This window comes from Bacillus spongiae (assembly GCF_037120725.1).
GTDB lineage: Bacteria > Bacillota > Bacilli > Bacillales > Bacillaceae_K > Bacillus_CI > Bacillus_CI spongiae.
In genome coordinates, this window is sequence record NZ_JBBAXC010000017.1 from 71,304 (window position 1) to 91,993 (window position 20,690).

General features: G+C 37.2%; 19 protein-coding genes and 2 pseudogenes. 18 read left to right on the forward strand and 3 right to left on the reverse strand.

The window, feature by feature from the left end:
* The first annotated feature begins 265 nt into the window (after positions 1-265).
* The gene (locus WAK64_RS17875) at positions 266-739 is read left to right on the forward strand and encodes a hypothetical protein (RefSeq protein WP_336588362.1); all 474 of its coding nucleotides are present in this window, start codon (positions 266-268) and stop codon (positions 737-739) included.
* Between the two features lie 165 nt (positions 740-904).
* Complete coding sequence (locus tag WAK64_RS17880; protein ID WP_336588363.1) at positions 905-1,273, forward strand: hypothetical protein; 369 nt, start codon at positions 905-907, stop codon at positions 1,271-1,273.
* Between the two features lie 219 nt (positions 1,274-1,492).
* On the opposite strand, the gene WAK64_RS17885 is transcribed toward WAK64_RS17880, so the two are convergent.
* Positions 1,493-2,422 (reverse strand): alpha/beta fold hydrolase, encoded by a 930-nt coding sequence (locus WAK64_RS17885; RefSeq protein WP_336588364.1) that lies wholly within the window; start codon positions 2,420-2,422, stop codon positions 1,493-1,495.
* Positions 2,423-3,403: 981 nt separating this feature from the next.
* On the opposite strand from WAK64_RS17885, the gene WAK64_RS17890 reads away from it, so the two are divergent.
* Genes WAK64_RS17890 through WAK64_RS17920 form a run of 7 tightly spaced genes read left to right on the forward strand, consistent with a single transcriptional unit; the run spans position 3,404 to position 9,904 of the window.
* Positions 3,404-4,831 carry an OB-fold domain-containing protein gene (locus WAK64_RS17890; RefSeq protein WP_336588365.1) on the forward strand — a complete coding sequence of 476 codons (1,428 nt, stop codon included), beginning with the start codon at positions 3,404-3,406 and terminating at the stop codon, positions 4,829-4,831.
* Positions 4,821-6,005, forward strand: coding sequence for an acetyl-CoA acetyltransferase (locus WAK64_RS17895; protein ID WP_336588366.1), 1,185 nt, complete (start codon positions 4,821-4,823; stop codon positions 6,003-6,005). Before WAK64_RS17890 ends, WAK64_RS17895 begins: the two co-directional genes overlap by 11 nt.
* An 18-nt stretch (positions 6,006-6,023) precedes the next feature.
* Positions 6,024-7,169, forward strand: coding sequence for an acyl-CoA dehydrogenase family protein (locus WAK64_RS17900; protein WP_336588367.1), 1,146 nt, complete (start codon positions 6,024-6,026; stop codon positions 7,167-7,169).
* 15 nt (positions 7,170-7,184) lie between these two features.
* Positions 7,185-7,622 (forward strand): FAS1-like dehydratase domain-containing protein, encoded by a 438-nt coding sequence (locus WAK64_RS17905; RefSeq protein WP_336588368.1) that lies wholly within the window; start codon positions 7,185-7,187, stop codon positions 7,620-7,622.
* A 13-nt stretch (positions 7,623-7,635) separates the two neighbouring features.
* On the forward strand, positions 7,636-8,025 hold the full coding sequence (locus WAK64_RS17910; protein WP_336588369.1) for a MaoC/PaaZ C-terminal domain-containing protein: 390 nt from the start codon (positions 7,636-7,638) through the stop codon (positions 8,023-8,025).
* Positions 8,019-8,825, forward strand: coding sequence for an SDR family NAD(P)-dependent oxidoreductase (locus tag WAK64_RS17915; RefSeq protein ID WP_336588370.1), 807 nt, complete (start codon positions 8,019-8,021; stop codon positions 8,823-8,825). The genes WAK64_RS17910 and WAK64_RS17915 overlap by 7 nt, the downstream gene beginning before the upstream one ends.
* A complete protein-coding gene (locus tag WAK64_RS17920; RefSeq protein ID WP_336588393.1) occupies positions 8,825-9,904 on the forward strand; it encodes a CaiB/BaiF CoA transferase family protein in 1,080 nt (359 codons plus the stop codon). The genes WAK64_RS17915 and WAK64_RS17920 overlap by 1 nt, the downstream gene beginning before the upstream one ends.
* A gap of 687 nt (positions 9,905-10,591) precedes the next feature.
* Here WAK64_RS17920 and WAK64_RS22495 read toward each other — a convergent pair.
* Positions 10,592-10,654, reverse strand: a pseudogene (locus WAK64_RS22495) (hypothetical protein); the annotation flags it as partial.
* Positions 10,655-11,041: 387 nt separating this feature from the next.
* On the opposite strand from WAK64_RS22495, the gene WAK64_RS17925 reads away from it, so the two are divergent.
* From WAK64_RS17925 to WAK64_RS17960, 8 genes and pseudogenes are all read left to right on the forward strand, one after another.
* The gene (locus tag WAK64_RS17925) at positions 11,042-11,335 is read left to right on the forward strand and encodes a hypothetical protein (protein WP_336588371.1); all 294 of its coding nucleotides are present in this window, start codon (positions 11,042-11,044) and stop codon (positions 11,333-11,335) included.
* A 759-nt stretch (positions 11,336-12,094) separates the two neighbouring features.
* Positions 12,095-12,628: a YhcN/YlaJ family sporulation lipoprotein gene (locus WAK64_RS17930; RefSeq protein WP_336588372.1), complete on the forward strand. Its 534-nt coding sequence runs from the start codon at positions 12,095-12,097 to the stop codon at positions 12,626-12,628.
* A gap of 1,050 nt (positions 12,629-13,678) precedes the next feature.
* On the forward strand, positions 13,679-13,924 hold the full coding sequence (locus WAK64_RS17935; RefSeq protein ID WP_336588373.1) for a hypothetical protein: 246 nt from the start codon (positions 13,679-13,681) through the stop codon (positions 13,922-13,924).
* 481 nt (positions 13,925-14,405) lie between these two features.
* Positions 14,406-14,789 carry a hypothetical protein gene (locus WAK64_RS17940; RefSeq protein WP_336588374.1) on the forward strand — a complete coding sequence of 128 codons (384 nt, stop codon included), beginning with the start codon at positions 14,406-14,408 and terminating at the stop codon, positions 14,787-14,789.
* A 310-nt stretch (positions 14,790-15,099) separates the two neighbouring features.
* Positions 15,100-15,555, forward strand: a complete 456-nt coding sequence (locus tag WAK64_RS17945) for an ASCH domain-containing protein (RefSeq protein WP_336588375.1) — start codon at positions 15,100-15,102, stop codon at positions 15,553-15,555.
* A gap of 262 nt (positions 15,556-15,817) precedes the next feature.
* Positions 15,818-16,486 carry an HAD family hydrolase gene (locus WAK64_RS17950; protein WP_336588376.1) on the forward strand — a complete coding sequence of 223 codons (669 nt, stop codon included), beginning with the start codon at positions 15,818-15,820 and terminating at the stop codon, positions 16,484-16,486.
* A gap of 119 nt (positions 16,487-16,605) precedes the next feature.
* Positions 16,606-16,809 (forward strand): DUF1272 domain-containing protein, encoded by a 204-nt coding sequence (locus WAK64_RS17955; protein WP_336588377.1) that lies wholly within the window; start codon positions 16,606-16,608, stop codon positions 16,807-16,809.
* A gap of 528 nt (positions 16,810-17,337) precedes the next feature.
* Positions 17,338-17,649: pseudogene (locus WAK64_RS17960) on the forward strand (RNHCP domain-containing protein).
* A 548-nt stretch (positions 17,650-18,197) separates the two neighbouring features.
* Here WAK64_RS17960 and WAK64_RS17965 read toward each other — a convergent pair.
* Positions 18,198-19,097, reverse strand: coding sequence for a phosphotransferase family protein (locus WAK64_RS17965; RefSeq protein WP_336588378.1), 900 nt, complete (start codon positions 19,095-19,097; stop codon positions 18,198-18,200).
* Positions 19,098-19,287: 190 nt separating this feature from the next.
* On the opposite strand from WAK64_RS17965, the gene WAK64_RS17970 reads away from it, so the two are divergent.
* Positions 19,288-20,511 carry an NADH:flavin oxidoreductase/NADH oxidase family protein gene (locus WAK64_RS17970; RefSeq protein ID WP_336588379.1) on the forward strand — a complete coding sequence of 408 codons (1,224 nt, stop codon included), beginning with the start codon at positions 19,288-19,290 and terminating at the stop codon, positions 20,509-20,511.
* Positions 20,512-20,690: the final 179 nt, after the last annotated feature.

Here is a 20,690-nt window from a genome sequence, read left to right on the forward strand (position 1 = left end):
AACTACTGTTTTACAATGTCTTCTGACGGTGAAATATCTTGCACTATTTTTTGTTGCAAGATTTGTAAATTATTTGAGTCGACACTCAAATAGAAAATGTTATTGCAAAAATAACTATAGCTTATTTTTATATTACCAAGAGATGTAATTATTGTATGAAAGGCTTTATAATATGAGTAACTACGGTTCTAAATTTCTAACAATAAGTGGTGTAAATCGTATTATTATTTGCCTTTATGATATATAAAAGATTGGATGATATTAAATGTTGGAAACTCCGCTAAGTCATATAAAATTATTTGTTAATGAAAAAGAAATGGATTTCACACCAATAAAATTAGAAAAATTAGACATCTTGTGTCCTAATGTGAATGGAAGGTACTTGATTCAATATGAATATAAAGCTGAATATATAAATCAAACAATCAAATGTTGTATACCCAAGATAAACATAGAAGGAGATGTTGAGAGTGGTGAAAGACTAGAAGCGATTTCTTTCTATAAAAACAATAGTAAGCTCACCATAGGAGCAGAGGGTGAGTTTGTTGATGCGGATCCTTCTTATCGTGACCATTATTTTAGTTATAATGGGGATTATTTACCAAATGGAATTGAATATCAAACTAATAAGAAAACAAAGGATAGGATCTTTCAATTTGGTGTTAGTTGGATCCATCCATGTACTGGTGACAATGATATTCAAACTTGGTTTGGTGCTGATCCTACTCTAATGCCATAGATGTATAACACTCTGTAGAGTGATAAAGGGATATGGAATACCAAATGAACAGATTAGGAAGATGCAATTCCATGTTGAAATAGGCTACTAAATATCATTAAGCTTGGTGTTTAGTAGAGTTGGTTAAATGTTAGCTCAATCTGTGATGGACGTGGAGAGATGAATATGAGTTTTTCAAAAATACTACTTACGCTTAGTACCTTGTCTATCTTTTTAGCTGGTTGTTACGGAGAAATACTTTCACCAAACCCAACTCCAAAAGATTTTCTTAAGTATGAAAATGCTGATATATTTCTTTTGAATGAGTATGTATATTCAAATGCGCAGGATTTGGAATGGGTATCGAAATTAGAATATAAATTAGGGGAACAGGTGGGGGAAATCACAAACAAAGCAGATAGGTCTTTCAATTTTAAGAATGGTACAGCAAATAAATTGCCAATTGGAACAAAGATATACGGAACAAATACACCAGCATACATTGCAATCGTTAATGGAAGAGAAATCCCCTATTTGAAAATGGTAGAAGGATAAACCGTATTAAAATTCTTTCAAAGAAAACGAAGAGGCTGGGACAAAACTAAATGTACCATTCTCTAAGCCAAATAATTTCTTATCTAACAAGAGTTATAATTAAAAAAACCGAACTATAATGGAACTCTATTTTAGAGTTTTTCATTATAGTTCGGTTTTTCCTTTGGCTGGAATACTTCTGTCCCAGCCTCATTTTGATTGATAAAAACAACTAAACGCTTATATTTCCTCCATTACTTCTTTAATCGTCTTGATGACGATTTCTGGGTTTTCCAAATGAATGGAATGGCCATTATCTGTTTTAATTTGGGTTGTATTATTTGACAAATTACAAAGAAGCTCTTGGTGTTCCATCCAAATGGGATCACGATTGTTAGAGCTTACTATTCTGATAGGTAAATCCTGATTTAGGGCTTTAGAGTGAGCAACTTGGAGGGCAGATTTTTCACTATGTAAAAATTCTTTATAAACGGCGTCAAACGTTTTAGGATGATAACCGATGTATTCAACGGCTGCCTGAAACGGCTCTGGTAAATATTTGCGGCCAACAGGTTGCTTTAATAACCTAGGTAAGCCTAAACTCGCTGTTAAGTAGCCTAGTCGAAATAATCGTAGATTCTTTTGATGGTCTTTTTTACGATATTCATCCCATTCACGGCTCATATATCTATTCTCATGAACGGGGTCAATAAGAATTAACGCTGCTACTTTTTCTGGATACTGACTTGCAAAAAGCCTCATATTTAATCCACCAAATGAATGCCCCACTAGAATATAAGGTGGCTGAATGGATAATTTCTCTAAAACTTGTGATAAGTCATTGACAACCTCTTCACTAGTGCTCATTCCTTTTGTAGGGGAGCTCCAGCCATAACCTGCTCGGTCAAACGTGATAACTTTTGTCATTTTCGCAATTTCCGGCTGAATAACGTGCCAATCAACGGAGCAACAACTTAACCCTGCATCAAATATGACTGTAGGGTTTGACTCGTCAGTTCCGGAAACAATCGTATGTATTTTCCGATTATTTACTTCAACTAGTTGTCCTATTTCATTTACCTTTTTTCTACGATTCACATACATATTCATTAAAGTGAAGGGAAATCCAAGGGTGGATAAACCTGTTTTTAATATACCATCTGTATTCATGATAGACCCCCATTTCTTAGGGTAATTTTACTATAAACATCATATACTGGAAATGTTTTTTATTATTGTTAATGACCTGAAATAGTGTAAGGAACTCTTATGACGGCTTTTTTTATCAATTTTTTGCTAGAGTAACCGTTTATGAGAGAGGGTTGATTTTTCTTAGATTCACAAGTGGTCAAATGCATCTGTTCCATTTTACTGGAATATTTTTTTAAGAAAATAGAAACAAATGTCAAAATTTTATGAATACGGTTAATTATTGGAAGGATTCATTTTTATTTTCACGAACTTATAGTATAGAAGGAGTAGTAGTCAAAATGATAGACGACGATTCTTCACGTAAGATACCGCCTATTCTGGTTCGCTACAAAGGACGATACACTTTGGCAATTAAGGAATGTTACCATTCAGGTTGTTCTTGTTGTAAAGAAAGCCTCCATTGTCATGAGTAGTTCGTTTTCTGATATACATATTTCCGTCATGCTCGGATCGAAGTGTTGGTTCGAAGAAAATAACGACGATTCACACTGGAAATTGGGGAAGCCAACAGCAATGAAAAACTCCATCGCTTATAAACCAGAAAGAATCATAAACGAAGAAATGTGTGTGATTTAGGGAATTTGATAGAGCGAGCTGCCATGCAATTGGTCGAAGATGATACTTAAGATTTTCCCGACTTCATTCGCTAAGAGTTGTAAGCGCTTCCGTGATGAAAATGAAGAACAGGTGAGCTTTCGAACATGGATGAAGAAAAAATGACGGTGATAGTAAGGATTCAGTCGAAGAAGGGTAGTTACTTTTCAACGGGTGAAAAAAAGATAAGAAGAAATGGTTGTTATTGTAAAGAGTTATTATTGGGTAATAACAACACGCATAAACTCTTTCTGGTGTAACCACTTCAACGTCATGCATCTAGGAAAATTTAAAGTGAATTGTGAGAAAAATTTGAAATTATGTAGCAGATATAGAAAGGAGAAAATGATGAAAGGGTTACTTGGATATGAAGTATATATTCCCCATTATCGAATCGCAAAAAAAGAAATCGGCACCTTCCATAAAGGATATGGGGGAAAAGGAACAAAAGCGGTAGCGCATTATGATGAAGATAGTTTAACGATGGCAGTAAATGCCGCTATGTCCTTATCTAATCTACTTAGCAAACATGTACCGTCAAGTCTTTATTTTGCTTCGACCACAGCTCCGTATGCCGAAAAATTAGCGAGTGTCACAATGGCGAAGACCTTACATTTGCCTACTGACACAAAGACAATGGATTTTGGTAATAGCTTGCGAGCGGCATCAAATGCCTTCATGGCAGGGATGAATAGTGTCGAAGCGGAGAAAAAGCCTGTCCTGCTCTCAATGGCAGATCGCAGGAATGCTAAACCTAATAATCCAGTAGAAGCTGAAATGGGTGCAGGAGCCGTGTCGTTTTTACTCGGTGAAGGAGAAGAGGTCATCGCTGAGCTCGTTGCATCGTCTACTGTAGCTAGTGAAGAAGTAAGTCAATGGAGAAACACAGATGACGAATTTGTGCGTCAATGGGAGGATCGTTTTATTGCTCATGTCTCAACAAAATCGGTTTTCCAATGTGCTAAACAAGTATTAGAAAAGACAAAGACTACGCTTGAGGAAATTGATTATGTCATTGTTTCAGGTGCTAGTCAGAAGCTTTCACTGTCGATTGCTAAAGCACTGCAAGTAAAACAAGAAAAATGGGCGGCCATGATGGATGAGGACATTGGTCATATAGGAACAGCAAACGGTCCATTTATGGTCGCGAAAACTCTCTCTAACAGCCAACCAAATGAAACGATTCTTTGGCTTCAAGTAGGGGATGGTTGTGATGGAGTATTGCTAAAAACGACCGAAAACATTGTTCATCATCAAAATGAGCGAAGGCAACCGGTTGGAAAGGGCAATGAATTAATATCTTACAGTGAGTATTTACGGTGGTATGACTTGTTAACAGTAGATGAAGGGAGAAGGCCGAGTGCTCCAACTCCATCAGCACCTGCTTTGAATAGAAATGTAGAACAAAATTTAGGGCTCTTTGGGTCAAAATGTACTCAATGTGGTCAAAGCTACTATCCGAAGCAAAGAGTTTGTGTGAAATGCCATCAAAAGGATGAAATGGAGTCTTTTTCACTACAAGGAAAAAAAGCGAAAATTGCTACTTATACGGTAGATTACTTAGCTTCTTCCGTTTCACCGCCAAGTATCTTTGCTGTGATTGATATGGAAGGCGGTAGTCGAATGCTCGCCCAAGTGACAGATTGTGGACCGACAGACATTTCGATTGGGACAGAAGTAGCGTTTAGCTTCCGCAAGCTTTATGACGCAGGTGGCATTCATAATTATTATTGGAAAGTGGTTCCAAAGAGAGGGGTTCAGCATGAGTCGTAAAGGGATTCACGATCAAGTTTCAGTTGTTGGTATGGGTTGTACAAAATTTACAGAACATTGGGATAAAAGTGTGGATGATCTTATCATAGAAGCTGCTTACGAGGCTTTACATGATGCAGGAATTGAAATGAAGGATATCGAAGCAGCATGGATCGGAACAATGGACTCTGGCTATGCTGGTATGACACTGTCTGGACCATTAAAAAGTGACTATATACCCGTAACAAGAGTGGAAAATATGTGTGCAACAGGCTCTGAAGCCTTTCGAAATGCTAGTTATGCGGTTGCGTGTGGAGCCTATGATGTGGCACTTGTTGTCGGTGTAGAGAAGCTAAAGGATTCCGGATATAGCGGGCTCGTCATGAACCCTGCACCAGGAGATGGAACATTTCCTAATATTACGGCACCTGCTGCTTTTTCCTTGTTAGCCCCCGCGTATTTTCATCGGTACGGCTTGGAAGCACAGCAAGGGAAAGAGGTACTAGCACGGATTGCCTGGAAAAATCATTTGAATGGTTCGTTGAACAAAAAAGCACAATACCAGAAGGAAATTCCAATGGAGAAAATTATGAAATCCCCTCTTGTCGCTGCGCCACTCGGTGTGCTTGATTGCTCCGGTGTAGCAGATGGCGCAGCCGCTGCTGTTATCGTCAGAACGGAAGAAGCAAAAAAATATCGAGAAGATCCGATGTACGTAAAGGCGTTAAGTATTGCGGCAGGACCGGGTGAAGGCTTGTTAACGCAGCAGTTTGATTTTACTAGTATAAAAGAAAATGTGAAGGCAGCTGAATCAGCTTATAAGCAAGCGGGAATCACCAACCCGCGAAAAGAAATAGATATGGCAGAAGTGCATGATTGCTTTACCCCAACCGAATTGGTCATATACGAGGACTTAGGATTTAGTGAACGAGGGGAAGGTTGGAAGGATGTTCTAGGTGGACGTTTTGATTTACAAGGAGACCTCCCAGTAAATCCAGATGGAGGATTAAAGTCATTTGGCCATCCTATTGGGGCTAGTGGACTAAGAATGCTATATGAAATGTATTTACAATTCCAAGGAAAGGCTGAGAAACGACAACTAAAGGAGCCAAAGCTTGGGTTAACACATAATTTAGGCGGTTTTCCGTGGCAATGTGTTTCATTTATTTCAATCGTTGGAAAAGAACTCTCATAAAAAGGAGCGAAAAGACGAATGAACCATCCATATTTAACCGAAGATCATGAAGAATTTCGGAAATCATTGCGAAAATTTTTAGCGAAAGAAGCGGAGCCATTTTTTGAGCAGTGGGAAGAAGACAGAATGGTGCCACGGGAATTTTGGCATAAGCTAGCTGCTCAAGGATATCTTTGTCCAACAATCCCAGAAGAATATGGGGGACTGAATGCTGATTGGGGTTACTCGGTTATCATCAACGAAGAGTTAGAGCGGGTTGGTACTGGACTTATAGGGGTTGGGCTTCATAATGACATTGTTATCCCATATTTGGTGTCGTATGGTAACGAGGAGCAAAAGGAGAAGTGGCTACCAAAATGTGCTTCAGGAGAAATGATAACAGCGATTGCGATGACGGAGCCTGGTACAGGATCCGATTTAGCCAATATTAAAACAACGGCAATGTTAGACGGGGATCATTATATCGTAAATGGGAGCAAAACATTTATCACTAACGGTATTCAATCCGATCTCGTCATTGTTGCTTGTAAAACGAATCCTCAGGCGAATCCTCCTCATCAAGGAATGAGTCTTCTCGTAGTAGAACGAGGGACACCTGGTTTTACAAGAGGAAAAAAGATGAAGAAAGTAGGTCTCCATTGCCAAGATACAGCGGAATTATTTTTCGAAGATTGCCGTGTACCGAAGGAAAATCTATTAGGGGATGAAGGAAAAGGTTTCTTGTATTTAATGAATCAATTACAGCAAGAGCGTCTCCTTGTTGGCATATCCGCACAGGTTGCAGCGGAGGAGATGTTTAATATGACGATGAACTATATTAAGGAAAGGGAAGCGTTCGGTCAAAGGATAGCTAAATTTCAGCATATCCAATTTGAAATGGTGGAAATGAAAACTCAAATTGAAATCGGCCGTACGTTTTTAGATTCACTAATAAGAGACCATATGAACGGAGAGGATGTCGTTACGAAGGTTTCGATGGCGAAATATTGGCTATCCGATATGGCAAAATCGATTTCCCAGCGCTGTCTTCAGCTTCATGGTGGATACGGATATATGGAAGAATACAAGATTGCGAGAAGATTTCGTGATATTCCTGTTTCAACGATCTATGCCGGAACCAATGAAATTATGAAAACAATCATCGCGAAAAATATCGGGTTATAGAAAGGGGAAGAACGCGTGAGTACAGTTCCAAATAAAGTCGGCATTGAAACAAAGCCCTATACTTTTACCGTTGAGCGTGGAAAAATCGCGGAGTTCGTCAAAGCGATTGGTGATACGAATCCTATCTATACGAATGTAGAAGTTGCGAAGGAAAAGGGCTATCGCGATATTCCAGCTCCCTTAACATTTGCAACAGTCATTGACTTATGGGGAGGGTTAAGCTTTAACGAGCTTGTGGAATTTCTTGAGGTGAATCCGTTGAAAGTGCTTCACGGTGAGCAAAGCTACGAATATGGGAAGACGATATGTGCAGGCGATACGATTACCGTCATCATGAAGGTTGTGAAGCAAAGAGAAAAGGTCGGCATGAAAATGTTTACTCTTGAAACGCACTATCAAAATGAAGAAAATGAGACGGTTCTAAAAGCAATATCCGTCGTCATTGAACGATAGGAGGCTCAATACTGTGTCAACATTCACCCCTATAACAAAGGAACCAATTACACATACCCAAATTGTCCGTTATGCAGGCGCATCAGGCGATTTCAACCCTATCCATACGGTGGTACCAGTGGCAAAAAAAGCAGGTTTACCCGATGTGATTGCCCACGGGATGTTAGTAATGGCGGTAGCCGGTGAAGCGTTAACGACTTGGTTCCCACAAGAGAAAATCGAAGCGTTTTCCGTTCGGTTTCAAAAGATGACCTTTCCAGGTGAAGTCTTAACAGTAAAGGCATTTGTGAAAGAGGAAGTAGGGAATCGTTTAACTGGAGAAATCATCGTTGTAAATACAGAAGATGAGAAGAAATTATCAGGACAATTTCATGTCCTTCTAGAGGAGGAAGATAAATGCTAAACGATCAAGTAGCCATTATCACGGGTTCAGGTAGAGGAGTTGGGCGGGCTGTTGCTTTGAAAATGGCCGAATCAGGTGCTAACATCATTGTTTCAGATATAGATGAGGCAGAGGCGGAAACAGTTGTCAAAGAGATTCACGAACTGGGGGGCAAAGCGGTGGTTTTTCCTGGTGACGTAACGGAAGAAGGCTTTGCTACCGCTATTATGGAAAAAGCGGCTTCTACATTCGGAGGTATTGATATTCTTGTGAATAATGCAGGGTATACGTGGGATAGCTTGATCCACAAAATGAGCGATGAACAATTTCAAGCGATGCTCGATATTCATCTTATCGCTCCTTTCCGTCTTACCCGTGCAGCAGCCCCATACATGAGAGAGGCTGCCAAGAAAGAAATCGCTAACGGTGATGTGAAGTATCGTAAAATCGTGAACGTCTCGTCGGTTGCAGGGGTGATGGGCAATGTAGGGCAAGCTAATTATGCCTCCGCTAAAGCTGGATTAATTGGTTTAACCAAAACTGTAGCGAAAGAGTGGGGTGCCTTTAATATTAACTGTAATGCCGTAGCATTCGGCCTCATCGATACCCGCCTAACACAAGCAAAAGAAAAGGGAGAAACCGTCAACGGTGTATCAATAGGAATTCCTGAAAAAGTAAAGAAAATGTTCCAACAAACAATTCCACAACAAAGAGGGGGAACACCAGAAGAGGCGGCTGCTGGAATATTCTATCTTGCCTCACCACTATCAAATTATACAAACGGTCACGTGCTTCATATTAATGGCGGCTGGTATACATGATGTTATCAGGAGTCCGGGTGTTAGATTTCACAAACTATCTGCCTGGCCCTTATGCCACACTTCGCTTAGCTGATCTGGGCGCAGAAGTTATCAAAGTAGAGCCAATTCAAGGTGACCCAGCTCGCCACTTGGCAAACGGATTTGTCTATGAGGCGAATAATCGTAATAAACAAAGCATTGCGATGGACCTAAAAAATCCTGCTAACGTGAACTCTTTATATCAATTGCTTCCGACAGTAGATGTCGTTATCGAAAGCTTTCGTCCTGGTGTCATGAAACGATTCGAATTAGATTATGAAACCGTCAAGAAAATAAAAGAGGACATCGTATACTGTTCGTTAACAGGTTTTGGGCAAGCTGGTGAAAATGCTCACCTTGGCAGTCATGACTTGAATTATCAAGGACTTTCTGGGTTTCTATCTCAGCATAAAGACGGACATGGTGATCCCATTCACCCCTCCATTACAACAGCTGACCTCACGGGAGGACTAGTCGCGACGGAAAGAATTATGGCCGCTCTATTCCATCGTGAACGAACTGGAATGGGGAGCTACTTAGACCTTGCCCTGAATGATACGTTAATCTCGATGCTAACCTCCCATGCGGCCTACCAAAGTCAGCTAAAAAAACCCGATGGTCCTCCTGCATTAGAAGGTAGCGTAGTTTGTTATCATCTATATAAGACAAAGGATCACCGTTTTGTCTCATTGGCTGCTTTGGAACCTCACTTTTGGACAAACTTTTGCACGGCTGCAGGGAAGGAAGAGTGGGTCCCACAGGCTTTCACCAAAGCAACAGAAAGCAATGAAGTTTTTCAGGCCATAACGGCACTATTTTCAGAACGAACGATGGAAGAGTGGGCACAATTTGGCTTAGATTACGATTGCTGTTTATTTCCGGTATTAAAAGTAGACGAAGTCCTTCAACATTCTTATTTAGAAGAAAGAGATTTAATCTCGAGAGAAGGGGGGAAAGTCAACATTATAACGAATACAAACATACGAACGACACCCCCACCTAAACTTGGTGAACATCATAACGCAGTGTTTAAGGATTTGGATAGAAAATCTTTTCCATAAGGAAGTATCGTCTATCCAATTGCATGATTACTCGTTCTAATGTTCAAAGAAAAAGGTACAAGGCCATCGGCCTTGTACCTTTTAATCTATTTAAACGTATGAGTCAGGATCAATTCGTATGAATTTTCGCATGTAAAAGGTATGGAATTGCAAGTATTCCACAAGTTTCTAAGTAAATGTTGGATTGGAATAAAGTTTGATCAAAAACATCTTATAAACATTAATATTATCCCTATAACAAAGAATCCATTAATAAAATGATTTAAATGGTTTCTTCACTGAAGATTCAATGTGAATTTTCTATCTCTGTTATTCCACAATCGCTCCCATTTGTAGAAGACTCGAATTAGATATATCTTATAACAGGATTGTCCATTAAAACCCTAATTACTTGAATAGAAAAATGAATATTTTCGGTTTATCATTTGGTTTAAATCAATATTTCAGACCTTCCAAAGCCCTTTCAATATCGTCCATACCATCTTATCCAAGTGTATCATCTAATTTGTCTGATAATATCGTTCTTATTTTTGCAAGCCTGTTGGTTACCATCAAGGTATTGACAAATTAATTTATTTACATTTTATTGCACCATATTTTGCAGGAGTAAACCCATTTGGCCAGATTGGAAAATTATTATAAATAGCTCCTTCCAAATAAGCTTCCTATCACCTAACAAAGTTCATATTAGTACCTAAATAACTTTGTATCTCTAAAACCTGCCTTCCAAACGTCCGCTCCTAATAAATTGGCATTTGATAAGTCTAATTCACATAAATTTGCGCCATTTAAAGGTAATCAAAGTTTTTCAAACTTTATTATACATAGGGAAATCCAAGGACATAGAATTTATGTTCCTTTAGATCTAAATAGAATTTGGATTAGGACAAATTAAGAGAAAAAAGATTGATTCAGATGGTAGCGTCAGGGTGCGGACGTCAAAAAATCGCTTCATTAGAGGATCTAAAGGACAATTCATTTTAATTATATAATATTCTTTAAATGGACAATCTTTTAAAAAAATTTCTAAAGCCATATCAAACATTGCCAGCATGTTCAAACACTTAAATGCAAATATTAAATTTGGAAGGTGATTTATTTTTCTTTCCAATACTCGACTCGAGGAAGTGTTTAACATTGAATAACTGGGTAAATACTTTTTTTAATATGTGGAAACGTCAAAACCTTTTCAATATGATTGGCAGAAGAAGAAACAATAAAGGGATTCTATGGGCGTCATTGTTCGGTATAGGGATTAGTGCAGTTGCATTAGGTTTAAGAAGAAATGGGAATAGGAATAGGATTACTCCTCTTCAAACCTTAATGAATAATTTTCAATTCCGAAATAATGGTCAAATGCCAAAAATGGCTAATTCACTAATGGAGTTTTCAAAAGAAGTAGTACCTAACAAAATCCCATTTAACAAATAAAAAAACTTTTTTAATAAAAGGCTTTCTTATAGGCACTGAAGTTCTTATGAGAAAGCCTTTTATTTTGTATACATAAATAGTTTATAACGATGAATGAAGAAAACTGTTTCATAAGAATAAAGTCATTTGAAAACGTATTCATGAACCCACATCCTATGGTTTTTAACCACTTTATTTCTGTGTTACTAACTAATTGAAGTTTGTAGCACATACAAAGTGAAACAAGTTTATTATTTCTAGAAGTGCAAAGCTTCTTGTAAAAAAGCACGATAACGCATCATTTTAAACAACTTTTTTGTCACAACACAGAAATACTAAACATTCATCGTTATGAAATCTGTGAAATATTATTATTTCCACTATGATTTGCAATGGATCTTTTGAGTGGAAATGGGATTGAAACATTGCTACTTGATTTTGACATTATTTAATCCACTTTTATCTCGAAGAATAGAAAGTAATTGTTCATAAAGGTTACCCTTGTTTAAAAGAAATTGCCCTGGCAAAGCATCATAAATCATCATAGGCTATCACTTAAAAAGACTCTCACTTATGGGGAATCCCCCAGGGTTTGATAAAATAGCATCAATTGAATCATAAAGATTGTTCATTTTCTCTCTGAAGCTAATATATGTTTTCCATTTAATCATTCGTATAACCTTTTGTTTTTTTACATAGAAAAATATTACAAATTAATTTATGCATATTTGTAACTAATTTGTTCAGTTTATACTTATAAATGAAATCAGGAGTGATAATATGAAAACGGTTAAATATTTTGCAATGGCTTTTTTATCAATTCCATTACTGGTTGGTTGTACAGCAAACCAAGAAAACGAAGCGATGGACAATCGTGACAATAATGAAGTTAGAAATGTTCAATACAGACATAATGATGTCGATATTCGTAATGATCGAAACGGGAATAATGACATCGATCGTAATAACGATAGTGAAACCCGAATGGAAGTAGCTGATGAAGCTGCTGATCGGATAGCTGAAATAGACGAAGTAAGATCAGCAAATGTTATTGTTACAAACCGTAATGCTTATGTTGCAGTTGTTTCACGCGACGGAACAAAAGGAGAAGTAACAGGTCGTCTAGAAAATAAGATAGCTGATCAAGTTAGGGCAACAGACCCAGATATTCGAAATGTATTTGTATCATCAAATCCGAATTTTGTAGATCGAATGACAGATTATGGAGAAAGAATCAATGAAGGTGATCCGATAGAAGGATTATTTGATGAATTTACAGAAACGGTTCGAAGAGTATTCCCTAACGCTCGTTAAAAGAGTATGATTAAGTGCTCAAGTCAATCCCATATGTTAATTACCATGATATCTGTTGCTATTCAAAAGGCCGAACTCACACATTAAGTTCGGCCTTCTTGCCTTTTAAAAATTTTTTTAAAAAAGACTCCTTCAAATTAATATAAGGTACAGATACGATTTTAGGAATGAGGGTCACATGTGAGAAAATTTCCAATTACTTTAGATTCTCTTTTCCTATTTCTTTTAGTTTCAAATTAAACGATGCCTGACTGACTCCTGTAATTACACAAATCTCCATTACTGTCTTATCTGTTGATTTTCGTAATTGCACGGCAGGATTGATTTGAGCGGTTGTAGCGTTCACTTTTCTGTTGGGGCGCTTAGTAGACTTGAGTTTTGTTGAAACTCTCTATCCTACGTCATTCTCATTTATCAAGTCTAATAAATATTATTGGGACAACTTTATACCTTAATTTCCGCAATCCACATTTGCACCTGACGATGATCCACACTTGTTTCCTTAGAAAATGATATTCTCATCATTTCAAATATCAAAAAGGAAGTTAAAAAAGGGAAGAGTACATGGTTACTCGCTATTCTTAAAAGAAAACGTGCCCCCGAGTATGTTTTTTTCTATTGCACTAAAAAACAGTTCAATAATATAAAACTTTAACGAGCACTATCAGTGATGCGTCCTTCTCCCCTGTTTTCTACTTATGTAGGTATCAACATCTATTTGCCTAATTCCAACTAAATAGCCTCTTCCAGAATAGATATAAGCATCGTGTTCTTTTTTTATCTAAAACTCCACCTTTAATAATAAGTAGACAGTAGAATTGGAAAAAACATAAGAACCTATTGGAAATAATCCTCATTCATTAGGAGAGGACTTTTTAACTGAATTATTTAAATATATCGAAATTTACAAAAATATGTTGATTATTGAAGAATTATGAATTAAGATCATTATAGTTAGTGAGTGTAAGCGCTTACTAACAATTATAGTATTGGGGTATATTCCAAAGATGATTTAAAAAAGTAATGGAAGAGTGATTGAAGGTGAAAAAGATGAAAAAAGGATTAGCAATAACAGCTTTCGCAGCAGCAGTAACTACTAGCGCTATTATCCCAGTAAATGTTTTTGCAGCAGAATCAAGTTCAATCAAGACTGTAAGTACCGTAGCATCGACATTACTTCCACCTTTTGAAGAAGTGATACCAGCAAATGCTTTTGATACAGGATTACCCAGCTCCACCAAACCAACTAGAACTATTGCAGATGCTCATTTACTCACAGTTTTTTGTTTTCTATAGTATATATTCGGAGTAGCGTCAGAAAAATAGCATACAAAACGGTTTTACTTTTATATAATCTTGAATTCAAGCCTTCAAGAAATGGCCTTTTCTTGAATAACTATATTGTCGTTCAGATTTTCTATCTCTAATGATAAAAATCCCTTTGGATATATATACAAAGGGTAAAATGTCGTATCTTTTTTATAATCATCGCGCTTTTTTTCAAATCTACAGTAAAAGGTGTGAGAACACAGGTATTTTTCAGAATGAAGATGGGCTGCACGATAGTTTAGGAAAATCAAACAGACCTTATTAGTAGCTATAAGAAATATTATTATAATCACATTGACAATGATAATCATTTTCATTTATAATTACAATGTAATAACGATCCAGTCATGTGGGACCGAATACCCCCTCTTTTAACAATAATAAAATTGTTTAATCCTTTTTCGGTCCCGCATTCTTTCATACTATTTAAACGAAAGGGAGTAAGGTTATGCTTAACCGTTATGTGTTACTGTTACCGTATTTACATAAAATCGATTGTTTTCGTTCAATGGACCCTATTCCTTTGACGCTTCAGCTAAAAATGGGAGATGAAGTAAGGATCTGTGATGAAAGAAAGTTTGTAGAGAATGCTGGATGGTATGTTTTGATAGAGATAAATGAAGTTCATTCCTACTTTATTAATATCGAGGATCTTGAGAGTATGTATTTACAAGGATTCATGTGTTCCTTTGACGACCTTGAGTTGAAAATAAATTATGTGCAATACAAAATAAATGAATCACTTGAAAAAAATGATAAGGTGGATTTTTTTACATATAGTGATCAATTAAAGAAGCTGCAACAAATCCTACCGAAAGCATACAACGTTTAACGTCCATTCAAAGGAATGGGCGTTTTGTCATACGTAAGGCTTGATAGCTGCATTAGAAATACCGTATGAAAGATAGAGAGGGCATATATTATAAACAATCGTAATAAATAATGAGTATTATGGAACGATTTCTGCTATCCGTTCTTTCTCCCTCTGTTCTCATTTAAATATTACTCATTCACTGTATCGACATATAATCCGCTAAAATATTCTAGTTTTATTTTCTATCAAAAAATGAATGTACAAGTGGTGGTGAATATGGGAAAATGTGTATTAATGGCCAAATGATTATAATTAAGGAGAGAGATAGATGAACGAAGAATCACAAAAATATTGGGATGAATTTTGGGAGGCTCGTGGTGAAGAGAAACCAACATTAGTAAGTGCGTGGCAATTCGGCGCTAATCCAGACGAGTTGGCGCAATTAGTCATAGATGGTGTAAAAACAGCTACTTGTTCTGGACACATTTTCTATGAAATGGATAACGAGCCACTTCCATCTGTTGAAGAGTATAGTATTATCTTAAACAGCAAAGATGAACCTGTAGCCATTATTAAAATAGTAGATGTTAGCATTATGCCTATGAATGAGGTTCCAGAGGAATTTGCTATTGCAGAAGGTGAAGGAGATCGAACGTATCAATATTGGAAAGAAGTTCACGAACAATTCTTTACTGAAGAGTTACGTAGTGTTGGACGTTCATTTTCTGAAGATATGATGTTAGTATGTGAGCGGTTTGCGTTAGTTGATGTAAAAAATAAGTAAAGACGCGCTTGGGATATTCCAAGCGTTTTATTGTGCCAAAAAAGGTAACCCCATCTTCCTGTAAAGATTGATAGGACGAGAAAAAATAGTGGAAACCCTACTAATACAATTAATGAAGCAACTAACGGAAAATTACTATTTTTTTCATTCGGGAACCTCCAGTTACGTGTAAATTTAAAAGAGATTTTAAGAGAAGGTCCATCCTATTCGATATTTTTTTGGTATAATGAGGAAGATATTGAAATTAGAAGGGAGTTTTTATGTGAAAAATTATAAAATTCTATTATTTGATTTAGACGGTACACTTTCTGACCCGAAGATAGGGATTACGAAATCGGTTCAGTATGCGTTAAAGAAAATGAATATTGATGAGCCTTCAATCGACAAACTAGAAGCGTTCATCGGCCCCCCACTTCAAGACTCCTTCGCTCAATTTTATGATATGAATGAAGAAACGACAAAAACCGCCCTTGATTTTTATCGTGAAAGATTTAAAGAAAAAGGCATGTTCGAAAATACGCTTTACCCGATGATTCCCGAATTATTAACCTCATTAAAAGAACAGCACTATAAACTAGTAGTCGCTACTTCTAAGCCTACCGTTTTCGCTGAGGAGATTTTAAAATATTTTCAAATAAATTCCTATTTTGATCTTATTGTAGGGAGCCATCTTAACGGAACGAGAAGAGCTAAAACGGACATCATTCAATACATACTGAATCAGTATCAAGACAATAGCATAGATGATTTTATCATGATTGGAGATCGGAAGCATGATATTATTGGTGCGCAAAATACGGAGATTGATTCGATTGGCGTAACGTATGGATACGGTTCAATAGAGGAAATACAGCAAGCTGAACCAACCTATATTGTGCCGAGTGTCGAAGGCTTATTCCAGTTACTTTTACCTAGTAAAATAAATAGTTAATAGATGGGAATGGGAATATAGCAAGTTTAGTAGATTGAGATAAAGCTGAACATATAATAGGAATGTGCGCTCTGTTAATAACGTGTTAAATACTATAAAGATATCATGGAGGGATTAATTTGGCTTTAGAAATGAGAGAAAAATGCGAAAAATGTGAAGAGGGTCTTCAACATAATTCTGTTGCTTATATCTGTACACACGAATGTACTTTTTGTCCAGATTGCACAGAAAGTATGGAATTTATTTGTCCTAACTGTGGAGGAGAGCTTGTTAAAAGACCAAGAAAAAATGCAGGTTTGAAAAGTTGTCCAATTAATACATAATCCTAATCAGCAATTTAAAATACCATGGTAGGGATGAAGTTGAAAAAGGCTAATAATTTGATAGAGATCATTTAAATGCAACCAATAGACTACTATACAGTCAATACAAACATAGAAAAGTGTGACATATGTAGGTTGAACCCATAAATAAGTAGAAACGTATGGTATCATGACATTGATACTCCAAACATAGCGATTAGATGGAGTGATACATTGTTGAATGAGAAACTAAAGTGCAAAAGTGCTTAAAAGGGGACGAATGCCTAAGTCAGTGATCTAAGTAGAACACCTACTAATGGAAGGTGGAGATGTCCGTCTTACAGTGGTTGATACAATGAAACAAAGTCAATCGTGGTCCGGATATTTAGATGGAATATGCTAAATTGAAGTTGGAACTAGAAGTAATCGCTAAATAGAGTTTGGCGGTGAATGGGTCAATTCGCTTAGAAAGCCTGAAGCTACTGTTGTAGAAAAACAAAACGGAACCCTGCCTCTAAAGATTAAAAATTAATCTTGGAGGTAGGGCACTTGAGCAGAAAAGCTGAAAATACAGCATTTCAATGTGAAAATTGTGGGGAAACCATTTCTCCATTAACAAATGGTAGCTTTAGAAACCACTGTCCTTACTGTTTGTAATCTAAACATATGGACATGATGCCTGGTGATCGGGCAAGTGATTGTCATGGACTAATGGAGCCAATTAGCCTTGATTACTCGAATAAGAAAGGCTATCAAATTGTCCATGAATGTACCAAATGTGGGAAGATTGGAAAAAACAAAATGGCTTTTAATACCGAGCAAGAAGACCAAATCATTGATTACATGAAGTCAATCGTTTAATTATACTTGTAGCTATGTTTGGAGTGTAATATGCCATCTATTTAAATATATACGTGAACGTCAATGAAATTAATTGAAAAGCATATTTTGGTAAATTGGCGAATTATTGAAAGAAAAGTAGATCCATTCGAGGTAAAGCCCAAATTAGGGTAATTGGAACAGTCTGTTAAACTTCAATGTTGATACTTCTCTATTAATTTGGAAACCCTATCTATAAAGGTTTCCAATCGTTTATTCAACTTCCTCTATTTCTTTCTAAAAATACTTATGTTGTCAATACGAATTGAAGTTTCCACCACTCATAGACATTTTACTCGGCTTGATAGGATAGTAATCTGTACCTTCAGTGAATTCAGAACCACCACATTTAAGACATTTTTTATTCTCCATATTTATACTATCTCCTTCTCAAATTTCTTTTTTATTTGCTTTGCTTCTCGTTTTCTTAAATACGATTTAACTTCACATAAGTTTCAAACATTAGGTTTATTGAGACTAAGGCTATAGTTATCAAGCACAATAACTAATAAATCGCTATGAAGTTCAGCCTACCAATAGGTCTTCGATCGCAACGCTGTAAATTTCGTTAACGCATTATTCCAAGCAATGGATTGATTTTGGCTAACCGAATACAAAAGCTCGTGAAAAACAGGTTGTAATCCGTAAAATTCTTTTACTCTTTTATACAATGTTTCTTCGTCTTCATCGTTTTGATAATTAGAAAGCACCCTCTTAGTAAAATGAGGACCGAATGACCAATAAATGCCAGCAAAATCAAAGGCTGGATCGCCAAACTGAGCATCTGTAAAATCGATCACACCGGCTATTTGTTGCTTCCTATAATCATATATTAGATTTGAAATGGTTAAATCGCCATGGATGAGAGTAGTACGATTATTCATCCTTCCGTAATCTTCTAAGAAACTCGTAAACACTTCTTTCGTACTGTCTTTTTGCGAATTAGTAAAATACGGGAATAGTTGTTCTTGCACGGCTTGATAGAGCTCATTCCAATAAGAGAATGAGTGGATGGGTGTGAGTGTGGCATCATGATGGAGATCAGCATGACGAATACTATGTAATTTACTTAGAAAGTCACCGAGTCGCTGAGCATTCTCTTCTGTTGTACATTCTTCAATCATCGTCTCATTTACCGCCTGACCTTTAATGAAAGGGTAATAGACACATTCTATCTGGTGTGAAGCGTCCCTTACGGGTGTGTACATCGGAACAGTAATTGCTGTCGTTGTTTTGACTAACGCTTCTTGTATATAACATTCATTTTCTACTTTTTCCTTAATCCGTTTTGTTTTCGGAAACCGAAAGACGGTATCCTCATTGATGATTAAAATATCATTATCCCATCCCGTTGTGTTGGACTTTACTTGCCTGATCACTACGTTAGGTAGTTTTGTTTTAATCAATGAAACCATTTCATGTTGATTCATTTTATTCTCCTTTTCAATCTACTTGATTCTTTTCTATATTTTACCTACCGTATTGCTTTATCTCAATGGTAGAATCTATTAATATTAAACAAAAGCTCATAATATACTTAAAGAAAATCTACATAAACTATTTGAAATGAACACAAGGGGTCGCTGTGACGAAATGAAACTGTAAGGAGTGAAAAATGCTATGGAATCTGTCTTGTTTAACGACATGTCATTATCGAATGGAACGATCATTAAAAATCGCTTTTTTAAAGGAGCCATGAGTGAAGGGTTAGCCAATGTGAACAATGAACCTACAGAAGCTCACTATCATTTGTATGAAAATTGGGCAAAGGGGGGAGCAGGAATTGTTGTGACAGGTCATGTGATGATTGATCAACGGGCATTAGGAGAACCGAGGAATGTGGTGGTCGAAAGTGATGCCGTGTTACCCCATTTGGAAAAGTGGGCAGAGAACGGAACGCTTCATGGCACACAGCTTTGGATGCAGTTGAATCATCCAGGTAAACAAGCCATGAAGGGAGTAGTGAAAGAAGCCATTGCTCCTTCCGCCATTCCTTTTCCGGGTCGGACAGGACGGCTATTCCTTGAGCCAAGAGAGATTACGCCAACGGAAATTAAGGAGGTCATTCAACGCTTCGGGAATAGCGCTAAGCTCGCAAAACAAGCGGGCTTTACAGGGGTGCAAATCCACGGTGCGCACGGATATTTAATTAGTCAGTTTTTATCACCGCGTCATAATCAAAGAAAGGATGAATGGGGAGGCGAAATTGACGCGCGAATGAAGTTTTTGATTGAAGTGTACCGAGAAATCCGGCGCCAAACGGGCAATTTCCAGGTCGGTGTGAAATTAAATTCTGCTGATTTTATGAAAGCAGGCTTTACTGAGGAAGAAGCCATCTATGTCGCGGAGCAACTAGAGAAAGAGGGAGTAGATTTAATCGAAATTTCAGGTGGGTCATTTGAAAATCCAACCATGACTGGTCAAAATGTAAAGGAATCGACGAAGAAAAGAGAGGCCTATTTTCTTGATTTCGCTGAAAAACTGCGAGAAACGGTTCATGTCCCTTTATGTGTAACAGGAGGGTTTCGGTCGAAAGCAGGAATGGAAAATGCGATCACTTCAAAGGCAACGGACTTTGTCGGCTTAGCAAGACCGTTTGCCATCTATCCGGATTTCCCCAATTTAATGGAAGCAAATCAACTAGAAGAAGTGATTCTTCATCCGAAAAAGCTCGGCATTAAAAGCATTGATAACCAAATCCCACTAGACTCTCTATGGTATATGCTACAGTTAGAAAGAATCGGGAGAGGAAAGACAGTACGAGCGAATCATCCCGTTTGGCTTGCGTTTTTTGAAGGGCTTTTCAAACACGGGAAAGAGATGTTTCAGCAGCAAAGAGCCTAACGAGGTCAAACAAAATAGTATATAACCATACTTCTCCATTAAAAGCCAGTTTTGAAAGGTTGTACAAACTGGCTTTTTTAACATCCTCTTATTCACAGAGGAAATCACAGAGAAACCTTAATCATCGACCTGACCCATGGATCGCCATGTTTGCTTCAAACCTTCGGCAGATTTACGGG